The 13,996-nt window shown below is 69.4% G+C and carries 13 protein-coding genes; 7 read left to right on the top strand and 6 right to left on the bottom strand.

Features of this window, described 5'->3' with window-relative positions:
* Positions 1 to 15 precede the first annotated feature (15 nt).
* Together ACQBAT_RS05145 and ACQBAT_RS05150 are read right to left on the bottom strand one after the other, a co-directional pair.
* On the bottom strand, positions 16 to 321 hold the full coding sequence (locus ACQBAT_RS05145; RefSeq protein WP_114905902.1) for a helix-turn-helix domain-containing protein: 306 nt from the start codon (positions 319 to 321) through the stop codon (positions 16 to 18).
* A 5-nt stretch (positions 322 to 326) separates the two neighbouring features.
* On the bottom strand, positions 327 to 677 hold the full coding sequence (locus ACQBAT_RS05150; RefSeq protein ID WP_114905901.1) for a type II toxin-antitoxin system RelE/ParE family toxin: 351 nt from the start codon (positions 675 to 677) through the stop codon (positions 327 to 329).
* 106 nt (positions 678 to 783) lie between these two features.
* On the opposite strand from ACQBAT_RS05150, the gene istA reads away from it, so the two are divergent.
* The 3 genes from istA (at position 784) to ACQBAT_RS05165 (ending at position 6,162) form a co-directional block, all read left to right on the top strand.
* Complete coding sequence (istA, locus tag ACQBAT_RS05155; RefSeq protein ID WP_420748796.1) at positions 784 to 1,995, top strand: IS21 family transposase; 1,212 nt, start codon at positions 784 to 786, stop codon at positions 1,993 to 1,995.
* Entirely contained in the window at positions 1,992 to 2,792 is an 801-nt protein-coding gene (gene istB / locus ACQBAT_RS05160; protein ID WP_420748795.1) for an IS21-like element helper ATPase IstB, read from the top strand. Before istA ends, istB begins: the two co-directional genes overlap by 4 nt.
* A gap of 301 nt (positions 2,793 to 3,093) precedes the next feature.
* On the top strand, positions 3,094 to 6,162 hold the full coding sequence (locus ACQBAT_RS05165; RefSeq protein WP_420748794.1) for a DUF3427 domain-containing protein: 3,069 nt from the start codon (positions 3,094 to 3,096) through the stop codon (positions 6,160 to 6,162).
* A gap of 114 nt (positions 6,163 to 6,276) precedes the next feature.
* Here ACQBAT_RS05165 and ACQBAT_RS05170 read toward each other — a convergent pair whose 3' ends face one another.
* Genes ACQBAT_RS05170 through ACQBAT_RS05185 form a run of 4 tightly spaced genes read right to left on the bottom strand, consistent with a single transcriptional unit; the run spans position 6,277 to position 10,134 of the window.
* On the bottom strand, positions 6,277 to 6,927 hold the full coding sequence (locus tag ACQBAT_RS05170) for a hotdog fold domain-containing protein (protein ID WP_420748793.1): 651 nt from the start codon (positions 6,925 to 6,927) through the stop codon (positions 6,277 to 6,279).
* A 36-nt stretch (positions 6,928 to 6,963) separates the two neighbouring features.
* Positions 6,964 to 8,001 (bottom strand): LLM class flavin-dependent oxidoreductase, encoded by a 1,038-nt coding sequence (locus ACQBAT_RS05175; RefSeq protein WP_420748792.1) that lies wholly within the window; start codon positions 7,999 to 8,001, stop codon positions 6,964 to 6,966.
* 42 nt (positions 8,002 to 8,043) lie between these two features.
* Complete coding sequence (locus ACQBAT_RS05180; protein WP_420748791.1) at positions 8,044 to 9,090, bottom strand: alcohol dehydrogenase catalytic domain-containing protein; 1,047 nt, start codon at positions 9,088 to 9,090, stop codon at positions 8,044 to 8,046.
* Between the two features lie 30 nt (positions 9,091 to 9,120).
* Positions 9,121 to 10,134: a hypothetical protein gene (locus tag ACQBAT_RS05185; protein WP_420748790.1), complete on the bottom strand. Its 1,014-nt coding sequence runs from the start codon at positions 10,132 to 10,134 to the stop codon at positions 9,121 to 9,123.
* 476 nt (positions 10,135 to 10,610) lie between these two features.
* On the opposite strand from ACQBAT_RS05185, the gene ACQBAT_RS05190 reads away from it, so the two are divergent.
* From ACQBAT_RS05190 to ACQBAT_RS05205, 4 genes are all read left to right on the top strand, one after another.
* The gene (locus ACQBAT_RS05190; RefSeq protein WP_420748789.1) at positions 10,611 to 11,228 is read left to right on the top strand and encodes a DUF4956 domain-containing protein; all 618 of its coding nucleotides are present in this window, start codon (positions 10,611 to 10,613) and stop codon (positions 11,226 to 11,228) included.
* Positions 11,225 to 12,055, top strand: a complete 831-nt coding sequence (locus ACQBAT_RS05195) for a VTC domain-containing protein (protein WP_420748788.1) — start codon at positions 11,225 to 11,227, stop codon at positions 12,053 to 12,055. The genes ACQBAT_RS05190 and ACQBAT_RS05195 overlap by 4 nt, the downstream gene beginning before the upstream one ends.
* A 49-nt stretch (positions 12,056 to 12,104) precedes the next feature.
* A complete protein-coding gene (locus tag ACQBAT_RS05200; protein ID WP_420748787.1) occupies positions 12,105 to 13,505 on the top strand; it encodes a carbohydrate-binding domain-containing protein in 1,401 nt (466 codons plus the stop codon).
* A gap of 230 nt (positions 13,506 to 13,735) precedes the next feature.
* Entirely contained in the window at positions 13,736 to 13,882 is a 147-nt protein-coding gene (locus ACQBAT_RS05205) for a hypothetical protein (protein ID WP_420748786.1), read from the top strand.
* Positions 13,883 to 13,996 lie beyond the last annotated feature (114 nt).

The raw sequence follows: 13,996 nt of genomic DNA on the forward strand, positions 1-13,996 counted from the left end.
GGCCGCTCAGCCAGATCAGGCGACCTGAACCCTGTCGTCCCCGATGACGTATTCGATCGCCATGTCTCCGCCGACCGCCTGGAGGTAGTTGCGGATGGTGCCGATCTTGGCGCTGTCGAGGTCCCCGTTCTCGATCTTCGAGACCTGGCGCTGGCCGACACCGATTCGCTCAGCCAGCTGGGCCTGGGTCAGCCCAGCCTCCTCACGCAGCTCCCGCAGCCGGTAGGCGCGCACCTCGGTGAGCATGCGCCGCTTGTGCTTCTCGACCTGCTCCCGATCCACCGGGTGCTCGGTGAGGAAGTCGCTGATGGTCTTGGCCATGTCGCTCACTGTCCTTCCAGTCTGCGCAGGTGCTCGTCGAACAGGCTGTCGGCGAGGGGAATGTTCTTCTTGTACCAACGTTGCCAGTTGCCAGCCTTGTCACCAGCGATCAGCAGGATGGCCTGCCGCTCTGGGTCGAATGCGAACAGGATGCGTAGCTCGGACCTCCCCGACGACCCGGGCCGCAGCTCCTTCATGTTGCGGTGATGGGAGCGGCTTACCGTGTCGACGACAGGTCGTCCAAGCTGGGGCCCGCGGTCTTCGAGCAGCTCGATCGCAGCGACGACCTGCTCTCGTGATCCTTGGTCCAGCGAAGCGAGCCATCCCGCGATGAGCTCGATGTCAACGCTCCACATCACCCCACTCTAGACCCTCTAAGGTCTGAACATCAAACTGTCGGCGGCGCTTGAAAACTGAGCAGGTACGGCGCTCGAAAAGTGAGCACTCTTCGACGATTGGAGTGTGATCACCATGGAGGACTGGGCGCTGATCAGGAGGCTGGCCGCCGAGGGCGTGCCGAAGGCCGCGATCGCCAGGAGGTTGGGCATCGCGAGGAACACGGTGGCTGCGGCCGTGGCCTCCGAGGGTCCGCCGAAGTACGAACGCAAGCGGGGCCCGACGTCGTTCACGCCGTACGAGGCTCGGGTGCGTCAGCTGCTGGCGGACACCCCGGACATGCCCGCGACGGTGCTGGCCGAGCGGGTCGGGTGGACCGGCTCGATCCGCTGGTTCCGGGACAACGTCAACCGGATCCGGGCTGACCATCGCCCGATCGACCCGGCGGACCGGTTGACGTGGGCGGCCGGGGACGTGGCGCAGTGCGACCTGTGGTTCCCGCCTCGCAAGATCCTGCTCGAGGACGGTTCGCGCACGCTGCTGCCGGTGCTGGTCATGACGTGCGGGTACTCGCGGTTCATGCTCGCCCGGATGATCCCGACCCGTAAGACACCTGACCTGCTCCTGGGCACGTGGTCGTTGCTGGAGGAGCTGGGGCGGGTGCCGCGCCGGTTGATCTGGGACAACGAGCCCGGCATCGGACGCCGCACGGTCACCGAGCCGGTGGCGGTGTTCGCCGGGACGCTGGCGACGAAGGTGGTGCTGCTGCCGCCGAAGGATCCGGAGTCCAAGGGCATCGTCGAGCGGCGCAACGGCTTCTTCGAGACCTCCTTCATGCCCGGTCGGCACTTCGAGTCACCCGCGGACTTCAACGCCCAGTTCACCGACTGGCTGACCACGGCCAACGCCCGGGTGGTGCGCACGATCAAGGCGCGCCCGAGCGAGCTGCTGGCGGCGGACAAGGAGGCGATGCTGGCCCTGCCGCCGGCGGTGCTGCACCTGGGCTGGCGCAACCACGTCCGCCTGGGCCGCGACTACTACGTGCGCGTCGACACCTGCGACTACTCCGTCGATCCTCGTGCGATCGGCGCCCGCGTTGACGTGGCCGCCGACCTCGAGGTCGTCCGGGTCCGCCACGGCGGACGGCTGGTCGCCGAGCACCCGCGCCGCTGGGCCCGGAGCATGACGGTGACCGACCCCGCCCACGTCGCGACCGCCGCCGCGCTGCGGCACGACTACCAGCACCCCACCCCACCGGGCTCCACGGATGAGGGCATGGTGCGGGACCTGGCCGACTACGACCGTGCCTTCGGGCTGGGCGAGGTGAGCCAACCATGACACCCAAGACCTCGGCCGGGACCGAGACGCTGAAGCAGATCACCCACCTGGCCGCCGCGCTGAAGGCGCCGCGGATCACCGAGGCCGCCGCCCGCCTGGCCGACCACGCACGCGACACCGGATGGACCCACGAGGACTACCTGGCCGCGGTCCTGGAACGCGAGGTCGCCGCCCGCAACGCCTCCGGCGCCCGGCTACGGATCCGCGCCGCCGGCTTCGGCGCGGTCAAGACCCTGGACGACTTCGACTTCGACCACCAACCCACCGCCCGCACCCCCATCCAGGCCCTCGCCTCCGGGGCCTACCTGGTCGAGCACCGCAACGTCGTCCTGCTCGGCCCACCGGGCACCGGCAAGACCCACCTCGCCACCGCCCTCGGCGTCGCCGCCGCCCGGCAAGGCCACCGGGTGCTCTTCGCCACCGCCACCGACTGGGTCACCCGCCTGTCCGAGGCCCACGACCGCGGCCGCCTGGCCGCCGAGCTCACCCGCCTACGCCGGTACGGGCTGATCATCGTCGACGAGGTCGGCTACCTACCCTTCGAGCAGGACGCCGCCAACCTCTTCTTCCAGCTCGTCTCCTCCCGCTACGAGCACGCCTCCCTCATCCTGACGTCCAACCTGCCGTTCAGCTCCTGGGCCGGCGTCTTCGGCGACCAGGTCGTCGCCGCCGCGATGATCGACCGCATCGTCCACCACGCCGACGTCATAACCCTCAAAGGCGCCTCCTACCGGCTCCGCGACCGCGGCGTCGACACCCTGCCCAGCATCAAGGCCGAGCAAGAAGCCCTAGACTGAACCTGCTCATTCTTCGACCGCCGAAACTGCTCAGTTTTCGAGCGCCGTCGACACAAACTGGAATGTGTGGCAGGAGACGTCCGCAACTCGGCGGAGTCGTGATGTCCCGACCCTCAGGTGTCGCGGAGGCCCTCCGGGGCCGCGAACCCTGGATCCGGCCGTGACCCATTCTGGGCGGAATGACGCCACCCCAGGCTTCGATGCGACGTCTGCCGGCAGTTGAGCCTCTTGAGGGCTGCACGGGCTGCCGGGGCCGCTAGCTCCCTGCCGGGCTCCGTCCGCCGTCTGACAAGCTGGGCGGATGCAGGAGGGACTGTACGAACGCCTCATCACCGCGCGGTTGGCTGCAGACCTAGTGCAACTGCGAGGCTCTGTCTCGCTCGTCGCTGAGGTGGAACCGGCTGATGAGCCCCGGGTGCTGGCCAGGCACATCGCAGCCGCCGCCGAAGTCGCGCTCATGAACGCGTCCAAGGACGGGCGCGTCGCGCTGGCGAACCACATCCTCACTGAGCTGGCTGACACGGACCCGGTGGATGCCCCGGCCGCACAGCTCTTATTGATCGCCGGCACCAAGCCAGGGAGTCAACGGGTTCCCCGGCCCGCCACGCCGCTGAGCGATGCGGCGTTGCTCACCAACGTCAAGGGAGAACCGAGCCTTGGAGCCGAGCTCCGCGCTGAGCTGGGGTCCGCAGATCAGGTCGATCTGCTGTGCGCCTTCGTCAAATGGCACGGGGTTCGCGTCATCGAGGAAGATCTTCGGCGACTTCGGGACCGCGGAGTCCGACTCAGAGTCGTGACGACCACCTACATGGGCGCAACCGAACGTCGTGCCATCGATCGCCTGGTCAACGACTTCGGCGCGGAGGTGCGAATCCACTTCGATGAGGCCAAGACGAGACTGCACGCGAAGGCCTGGATGTTCCACCGCACCACCGGCTACGACACCGCATATGTCGGCTCCTCCAACCTGTCCCGGAGCGCGCTGCTCGACGGGCTCGAGTGGAATGTGCGCCTGTCGAGGATCGGGACGCCCCACCTGCTTGAGAAGTTTGCCGGCACGTTCGAGACCTATTGGAACGACCCCAGCTTTGTGCCCTATGACCCGTCCAATGTTGCGGATCGCGATCGACTCGACGACGCACTCGCCGTAGCGGGGGGCAAGGTCAGAGCCTCCAGCGACTGGACGCTCTCGGGCCTAGAAGTCCGCCCCTACGCCTACCAGCAGCACATCCTCGACGCCCTGGCCGCAGAGCGAGACCTCCATGAGCGGCATCGCAACCTGGTCGTGGCCGCAACCGGCACTGGCAAGACGATCATCGCGGCGCTCGACTACCGGAGGCTGGCGGACCCCACCACGAAGCGATACCCCAAGCTCCTCTTCGTCGCCCACCGCAAGGAGATCTTGGAGCAGTCACGCCGCGCCTACCAGGAAGTCTTGGCCGACGCTTCGTTCGGGGAGTTCTACGTTGACGGCACTCGCCCCGAGCGTTGGGAGCACGTGTTTGCCAGCATCCAGTCGCTGAACTCCTACGGCGTCCACAATCTCCAGCCCGATCACTTCGACGTCGTGGTCATCGACGAGTTCCACCACGCCGCAGCCAAGAGCTACCAGTCGCTCCTCGAGCACCTGCAGCCGCGAGAGCTTCTCGCACTTACGGCGACTCCTGAGCGGACCGACGGTTTCGACGTGCGCGCCTACTTCGGCGGCCGCACCGCAGCCGAGCTTCGACTCTGGGAGGCGCTTCAGGAGGGCATCCTCTGCCCGTTCCACTACTTCATGGCCTCCGACGGGACAGACCTCAGTGACATCAGCTGGGTGCGCGGCCGGTATCACGAGGAGCAACTGGCCAATCTCTACACCGGCAACGAAGCGCGAGCCCGCGTCATCCTTCGCGAGCTCGGGAACAAGGTTCTCGATGTGCAAGGGATGCGGGCACTTGGCTTCTGCGTGGGTGTCCAGCACGCCTCATACATGGCGAAGGTGTTCAATGACGCCGGCATCGCGGCCAAGGCGGTGAGCGGCACCACGCCCCCGATGGAGCGCTCGCAGGCGCTCAAGGACCTCCGCGCCGGGACGCTGAAGGTCCTCTTCGCTGCCGACCTCTTCAACGAGGGCGTCGACATCCCCGACGTCGACACGCTGCTGTTCCTCCGGCCCACCGAAAGCGCGACGGTCTTCCTCCAGCAGCTGGGTCGAGGTCTGCGACAGCGGCCCGACAAGCCCGTCCTGACGGTTCTAGACTTCGTGGGGAACCAGCGGCGAGAGTTCCGCTTCGACGCCAAACTCGCGGCCCTAACCGGACGTCCGCGCCGCAGACTCGCGAAGGACCTTGAGGACGGCTTCCCCTACCTGCCCTCGGGATGCCAGGTTGTGCTCGATCGACGCGCCCAGGAGACGGTCCTGGCGAGTCTCAAGTCCCAGCTCAGCGCGCGGTGGGCGCACCTGGTGAAGCAGTTGCGGGCCAGCGGGGGAGAGACCACCCTGCAGGGATTCCTCGACGGGTCTGGCTACGGCCTGTCCGACATCCTGCGGCAGGGCCAAAAGTCGTGGACAGAGCTCCGTCGCGATGCGGGGCATCTTGACGGCTCACCCACGGCGATGGAGAAGAAGCTCAGCAAACGGGTGAGGGCGCTGGCGCACGTGGATGATCCGGTCCGGAAGCGGGGGTATGAGGAGCTGCTGGCTCATCCTGCGGACGAGCCTCAGACTCCGCTGGAGCAACGGCTCGCCGAGATGCTGTTCTTCACGCTATGGCCTGACGGCGGCGGGCATGCCTCCATTCAGGAGGGTCTCGCGGAACTGGCAAGCGAGCCCGCGATGATAGACGAGATGCGCGCCGTGATCGAGGTGGCGTTCGAGGAGGCCGAGCGGCCTGTTGCTCCGACGCCTGGACGTCTGGCAGACCTGCCGCTCCAAGTTCATGCGCGCTACCAGCGAGAGGAAGTCCTCGCCGCCCTGGGGTACGCCTCGCTTAACAGGAAGCCCAACTCCTTCCGGGAGGGGGTCCTCTACGTTCCCGAGCTCAATGTCGACGCCTTCTTCATCACCCTCCGGAAGACGGAGGAGCGATTCTCGCCCACCACGATGTATCGCGACTACCCGATCAGCCAGGAGTTGTTCCACTGGGAGAGCCAGTCGACCACAACCGTCAACTCCAAGACCGGGCAGCGCTACCTGACCGGATCGAGCACCGTGCTGCTGTTCGTCCGCGAGGAGCAGAAGGACGACTTCGGGACGAGTCCCTACACCTACCTAGGCACGACGCGGTACGTTTCCCACCGGGGCGAGAAGCCGATCGCCATCACCTGGAAGCTTGAGATTCCGATGCCCGCAGATCTGTTCACTGCGACTACGGTCGCCGCTGGGTAGGATCGCAGCACCGGGAGTGACGGACAGAGACGTCCGTCCAGTTTCGTCGTCGACTAGAGGACGGGGCCCTTCCCGCTGATCGAGTGCCGACGCCGATGGGTGACCTGTCCGGGCTCAACGTCGCCGTGTGGCAGGTGAGGTCGCTGCAGCAGGCCGGCGTCGCCGCGGTCGGGCTGGGGCACCTCGTGCTCGGAGGGACCCTGTGGTGGCTGCTGGGCTACCTGCCGGCGGTCTGGTCGCTCGTGCGGGGGTGGCCCGCCCCTCGTCCTGACCTGGGACGGGCTGCGTCGCCGGGCCGCGGGGAGCGACCCACATCGTGATGTCGGCGCGGACGACCTCGGTGCCGTCCCGGTCCGTGATGGCCACCGGCACGACGACCTCGCGCGACTCCTGTGCGCCCAGGCCGGACAGGTCCTCGACCGTGGCGACGCCGCTGAGGGTGCCGCGGGCCTTGGCCAGGTAGGTCACGGTCATGCCCTTGGGGATCCACCGGTGGGTGGCGGGGACCGACACGTCCGTAGTGAGGCCGCCGACGAACTCGGCCAGGTTGCAGGAGGCGATCGCGTGCACGGTGCCGATGTGGTTGCGTACGCCCCACCAGTCGCGCATCCGCGCCTCGCCGCGGCCGGGCTCGAGGGAGACGATCACCGGCAGGATCGTGCGGAAATAGGGCGCCCGGAGGCTCACCGCCGCGCTGAAAAGCGCCTTGCCGAGGGGCTTGTCGCGCAGCGCCGCGTAGGCCTTGGCCGCGGGGGAGGAGGTCATGGGGGAAGTATGAAGTATCCCCAGGCCCCGGGCCGGTCAGGCCAGGACGCGGGCGAGCTCGCGGACGGTGCGCTCGCGGGCCTCGGTGCTCTCCAGCGGCTCGTCGGCGTAGGAGCCCGCGATCGGCTGGACCATGACCTCGGTGACGTCGAACTGGCCGGCGAGCTGCCGCATACCGTCAGCGACCTCGTCCGCGGTGCCGAGCAGCCACGGTGCGGTGATCGCGGCGAACCGGTCGGCGGGCAGCAGCAGGCGGGCCTCCAGCGCCTCGTCCACGGTCATCAGCGGCGTCGGATCCATCAGGGCGCCGACGGCCAGGCGGGCCATCATGTGCTGGAAGGGCAGCGCGAGCCGCTCGGCCTCCTCGCGGCTGTCCGCGACGACCGCGTTGACGGTCAGGAAGGTCTGCGGCGGGCCCTCGCCGAGCCAGGAGGTGCGGTAGAGGTCGAGCGCCTCGGCGGTGCCGCGGCCGGCGAAGTGGTGGGCGAAGACGTAGGGCAGGCCGAGCTGACCGGCGAGCCGCGCGGAGTAGTCGGAGGAGCCCAGCAGCCACACCGGCGGTGCCTGCTGCGCGAGGGGAGTGGCGCGCACGTCGTGCTCGCGCGGGCCGATCTGGATGCGCGCGCCGCCGGGGTTCATGTAGGCCTCGACCTGCTGGACGTAGTCGGGAAAGCGGCGCACCGCGTCCTCGTCGCTCAGCCCGGCCCGCAGCGCCCAGCTCGTCACGGGGTCGGTGCCGGGGGCGCGGCCGATGCCGAGGTCGATGCGGCCGGGATATGCGGCCTCCAGCAGGGCGAACTGCTCGGCCACCGCCAGCGGGGCGTGGTTGGGCAGCATCACGCCGCCGGAGCCGACGCGGATCCGCTCGGTCGCGGCGGCCAGCATCGCGATGATCACCGGCGGGCTCGTCGAGGCCACCGAGCGGGTGTTGTGGTGCTCGGCGAGCCAGTAGCGCCGGGCCCCCGCCTCGTCCGCAACCTTGGCCAGCCGCCGTGACGACTCCAGGGCCTGACCGGTGGTCTGGCCGGTGCGGACGGGGACGAGGTCGAGGACGGAGAGCGCGAGGGAGGTCATGTCAGGGCCAACACGGGAACGCCGGGCAGGCTTCCCCAGGGGTCAGGGGCGGATGACGGTGATCCCTGCCGGGGCGCCCGGCCCGCCCATCGCGGCGAGGGCCGCGGGCGTCTCCTCCAGGGTGATGGTCCGGGCCAGGAAGCGGCCCGGGTCGAGCCGGCCGGTCGCGATGTCAGACAACAGGTCCGGGTAGTCGACCGCGGGCATGCCGTGGCTGCCCAGCACGTGCAACTCACGGGCGATGACGACGTGCATCGGCACGGTCGCCCGGTCGCCGATGCTCACCGGCGGCAGCAGCCCGATCTGCACGTGCCGGCCGTGGACGCGCAGGCTGCGCACCGCCGCGCCGGCCGTTGTCACGCTACCCAGCGCGTCCACGCTGACGTTGACGCCGTCGGGGAAGTCGGCGCGGATCGCCTTCACCGGGTCGACCTCTGCCGAGTTGATCGTCACGGCCGCCCCGACCTCCCGCGCGAGCTCCAGAGCGCCCGGTGAGACATCCACCGCGATCACGTGCGCGCCGCGCGACCCGGCCACCATCACGGCGGCCAGACCGACTCCGCCACAACCGAACACGGCCACGGTGTCACCAGGGCGCAGCGCGCCCACGTCGACGATCCCGCGGTAGGCGGTGGCGAACCGGCAGCCCAGCCCCGCGGCGACGTCGAAGCTCACCTCGGCCGGCAGCTCGACGACGTTGAAGTCGGCGGCGGGCACCGCGACGTACTCCGCGAACGACCCGGGCCCGGAGAATCCCGGCTGCCACTGGTGGGGACAGACATGGGCGCTGCCGGTTCTGCATACCCCGCAATCCCCACACCCGCAGACGAAGGGGACGACCACGCGCTGGCCGACCCGCACCCGCTCCACGCCCTCGCCGACGGCGTGGACCGTCCCAGCGAACTCGTGCCCCGGCGTGTGCGGCATCGTCACGATGTCGGGGTCGTGCCCCTGCCAGCCGTGCCAGTCGGAGCGGCACAGCCCGGTCGCGCCCACCTTGATGACGACGCTGCCGTGCCCCGGCTCGGGGACGGGCGCCTCGGCGAGGTAGGGCGGCTGGCCGAAGGCGTCGAAGCGGACTGCGCGCATGGGGTCAGCCTCGCACGGGGCGCCGCGTCCTCACTGGTAGGAGATGAAGTCCGGCAGCGGGTCGACCTGCGTCATCGTCTGCTCGGCGGTCAGCATCGGGACGTCCTCGTCGTAGAAGTTCTTCCAGCCCCAGTGGGTGATCGAGGGGGCATGGTTGTGCAGCGCGCGCCAGGTCGCCTGCTTGTCCGGCTGGGCGCCCTGGCCGTCGACGTGGATGAGGACGGCCAGCTCGTCGCGGCTCTGGTCGACGCTGTCCACGTCGGGGATCATCCGGTTCTGGAACATGTGCAGCACGAGCACCTTCTGCGGCAGGTCGTGCTCGCGGGTGAGGTCGGCCAGCCAGTGCACGACCTCGTTGACCTCATCCACCGGCACCGAGCCGATCTGCACGAGGTGCTTCTGCCCGGGCCGCAGCCGCCACTCCGGGTCCAGCGCGAGGCCGACGTTGGGGCGGGTGAGCAGGTCCTCGTACATCTTGGCCTGGGTCAGGAAGTCGGTCTGCCCGGGCTGCAGGTCGAGCACGACGTACTGGCCGTGCTCGTGGGCGAGGTCCACCAGCGGCTCGAGCTGGGAGACCGCGATCTCCTCGGAGTAGTCGCCGTCGGCGCCCGGCCCGGCGCTGGCCACGGTCGCGATGATCTCCAGCGTCGGGACCACGGGCTCGTCGGTGAAGGGTTCGTACCACCCCGCGTGCTCCTCGGCGCGAGTGATCGTGTCCTCGATCGACTGCTCGCCCAGCACGCCCAGCGAGCCGGTGCCCGGCGTGCCGTAGAGCGCGACATAGGTCTTGCCGGGCAGCACGAGCTGGCCGCCGCCGGGCAGCTGCGTGCCCGTCGCCGCGGTGCGCACCTTCCAGGCGAGGTCCTCGGCGGGCCCGAAGCCCTTGCCCACGCCGATGACCGTGGACGCCCCGGCCTGCGCCATCGCCTCGACCGTCTCGCTGGTGGCGCGGGGATCGGTATGCGGTCCCACCAGGACGTGGGCGCCCGCGGCCCGGGCGGTGCCCACCGCGGCAAGGTCGGCCGGCCGGCCGGTCGCCAGCACCGTGACCGCCTCTGCGGGGGTGGGTGCGGTGGTCGGGGGGAGCGTGTCGAGGTCGCTGGTCAGCGGGGGATTCGCGACGGACCCGGTGCCGTTGCTGGCCTCAGCGGTGGCACCGGCGGTGTCGTCCGGGGCGTCGCTGCCGCCGAGCGGGTGCGTGCCGTCGGCGAGGAGCTGGGGGCTGGCCGAGGGTCCTTGAAACAGAGCGCGCAGGCGCAGCAGGGAGAACGAGGGGCGGCACAGCGGTGGAACTGTGGTGTGCCTTCTGGTCCCCCTGCGGGATTGCTCGACTCACCTGCGCCCCGCCGGAGCGTCATCGCTCGCCGAGGCAGGGGAATCATGACACATCCGGCACCCCTGAGGTGGCCGCTCACGACTCATGCGCGCCGAACAGGAGCCGCAAAGCCACCACACAGACTCCGCCGCGACCGTGGACACACGCCCCCAGGGAAGGGGCAGCCACCGGACAGGAGTCTTCGATGAACACGCTCGCCCTCTACGCCGCCGACCTGGTCGCCGTCACCGTCCTGGCCGGCGCCATCTACTGGCCGCGCCACCGCCGCCGCGATCTCGTCGTCGCCTTCGTCGGCATCAACGTGGGCGTGCTCGCCGTCGCGGCGCTGCTCTCCAGCTCGGCGGTCAGCGCCGGCCTCGGCCTGGGCCTGTTCGGTGTGCTGTCGATCATCCGCCTGCGCTCCGATGAGCTCGCCCAGCACGAGATCGCCTACTACTTCGCCACCTTGGCCCTCGGGCTGGTCGGCGGGCTGGCGGTCGGCCCGGTCTGGCTGTCCCTCACCTTCATGGGGGTCATCGTCGCCACCATGTATGCCGTGGATCACCCCGGTCTGCTCGCCGGACACCGCAGGCAGGTCGTTGTGGTGGACCGCGCGATCCTGGACGAGGCCGAGCTTCGCTCGCACCTGGGCGACCTGCTGGGTGCCCGCATCACCGCGGTCAGCGTGCTCCGCCTGGACACCGTCAACGACACCACCACGGTCGATGTGCGCTATCGCGTCGACCAGCGCGAGCACGCGGCGCTGCCTGAGGTTGTCGCCACCGGTGCTCACGAGGCCATCCCGGCAGGAGCCGTCCGATGAGCCAGTCCGCCGCCATCGCCCGCGCCGCGGCAGACCTCGCGCCGATCTCGCTCGGCGAGCTCGAGCAGGAGGCCGCGTTGATGACCCGCACCGACCGCAAGTACCTCGTCCCGCTCCCCGTCGCCAGCCGTCTGCTCACCGCGCTCGCCGATGACCTGCGCGTCCTGGAGATCGCCGGCACCCGCAGCTCGCGCTACCGGTCGACCTACTTCGAGACGGACGGACTGGAGAGCTTCCGGACTGCCGCCACCGGTCGTCGGCGTCGCTTCAAGGTCCGAACCCGCACGTATGTCGAGTCCGGCACCTCCTTCCTCGAGGTCAAGACGCTCAGCGCTCGCGGGCAGTCCAGCAAGGTGCGGCGCCAGATCGCGGCCCGATCCCGGCTCGGAGGAGCGCAGGTCACCTCGCTCGGGGGCGATGAACTGACCTTCGTCCACCAGCACCTGGACGCGGTCGGGGTCCCCCGACCCGAAGGGGCGCTGCAGGGTCGCCTGAGCACCAGCTACTCCCGCACCACCCTGCTGGTTCCCTCGGAAGGCAGTCGCCTCACCATCGATGCCGACCTCCGCTGGGAGTCGCCCCACCTGCCCGGCATCTCTCCGACCGATGCCGTGTCGGCGCCCAAGACCACCCATCTGCAGCAGCTCGTCGTGGTCGAGACCAAGAGCGGAGCGCGCCCCGGCCTCGCCGACCGATTCCTCTGGAGCCAAGGACAGCGCCCGCGCCGGTTGTCCAAGTACGCCACCGGCCTGGCCCTCCTCACCCCAGACCTGCCGGCCAACCGCTGGCACCGCACCCTCGAGCTGGTCCGGGCCGACGCGGCCTGACCGATCTGAGTCACCACATACCCACGCACCACCAACCCAAGGAGCACCCATGTCCATGTCCCCCCTGAGCTGGCGCCGCGTCACCCAGGCCGGAGCCCTCGGCCTGGCTGGGCTAGCCCTGGCCGCCTGCACCACCGCCGGCGCGACCACCCCCGGCCCGACCACCCCTGTATCAGCCGACCAGAGCGCGCCGAGCATCGTCACCACCCTGCCGGTCAGCGCGCAGACCGAGAACGAGGAGGCCATCAGCACCACAGTCGCCGAGGAGACCAGCGACGGCGCGAGCGAGTCCACGAGCGACGAGACCGAGACCGAGACCGCCGAGGAGGGCCAGAAGGACGTCGTGGTGAGCGCCGCCGACGACCTGACCGCGGTCGACACCCACTACGACGGGGATGACCTCGAGTGGGACGCCGCCGAGGAGGTCGCGATCACGCTGGCCGACGGCGGCTCCACCGCAGACTCGACCGGCGTCTCCGTCGAGGGAGATGTCATCACGATCACCGAGGGCGGGGTCTACCGGATCTCGGGCGAGCTCACCGACGGCCAGGTCATCGTGTCTGCCCCCGACGACGACACCGTCACCCTCGTGCTGGACGGCGTCTCCGTGACCAGCTCGACCGGTCCGGCGCTCGCGGTGACCACCGCGGATGAGGTCACGGTGGTGCTCGAGGGTGAGAACGCGCTGGCCGACGGGTCGGGCTACGAGGTTGCCGACGACGCCACGCCAGTCGCCGCCCTCGCCTCCGCCTCCGACCTGACGATCGCGGGGGAGGGCTCGTTGACGGTGACTGGCAACACCAACGACGCCATCAGCTCCCGCGACGGCCTGGTGATCGCCTCCGGTGACGTCTCGCTCAGCGCAGTCGACGACGGCATCCGCGGCAAGGACTACGTGGTCCTGCTCGACGGCACTGTCGACGTCATCGCCCAGGGCGATGGCGTGAAGTCCGACAACGCTGACGACGCCCACCGTGGGTGGGTCCTGGTGGCCGGCGGCGAGCTCACCGTCCAGTCCGGCGACGACGGCGTCAAGGGCGAGCAGGCCCTCCAGGTCGCGGGCGGCTCGGTCACCGTGACCAGTTCCGTGGAAGGTCTGGAGTCAGCCAACCTGCTCATCTCCGGCGGCTCGGTGCAGGTCACCGCGAGCGACGACGGTCTCAACAGCACGGCCTCCGGCGGTGTCGGTGGCGAGGCGGACGACGGCTCCCGGATGGTGATCAGCGGCGGGACCGTCGTGGTGCAGGCCGGCAGCGACGGCCTGGACTCCAACGGCTCGGTCAGCCTGACCGGCGGTGAGATCACCATCACCAGTGCCGCCAACGGCGGTGAGGGGCCCGTGGACGCCAACGGCTCGATCACCCTGGACGGGGCGGCCGTGACCACCAATGGCACCACGATCACCTCGGCCGACCAGCTCGGCACCCGGATGGGCGGCCCGCGTCCCTGACTGAGTGGTGGGCACCGTCCCGTAGGAGTCGTCCCGTGGAAGTCGTCACGTGATTCTTGGGTACGTCCCCGATTCTCACGTGACGATTCTCACGGGACGCTCATCACGATTCAGCGTAGTTTCGGACTCAATCCGAACACGCTGGTGGGTTCGACCTGCAGGTATGTCGCTTCCTGGCTACCTTCTTCACGTCCCCAAGCAGTGTCCCCTGCAGAAAAAGAGGTTCCACCATGATCGTTCTCGGAGTCATTCTCCTGCTGCTTGGTTGGCTGACCGAGCTCCCCGGCATCCTCACCACGATCGGGATCATCCTGATCGTCGTGGGCCTGGTGCTCAACCTGGTGCCGATCGGCGGCACCCGTCGTCGGGTCTTCTGACCGGTCTGGTGCCCGTCCGCTGACGGGTCTTGTCGACCGCAGAGCCGACGTGCTCGACCCGCACGGGGTCACGGCCTTTCCTGGCCGTGGCCCCGTCGTCGTGTCCCACCTCGT

The organism is Ornithinimicrobium pulveris (genome assembly GCF_050261105.1).
GTDB lineage: Bacteria > Actinomycetota > Actinomycetes > Actinomycetales > Dermatophilaceae > Ornithinicoccus.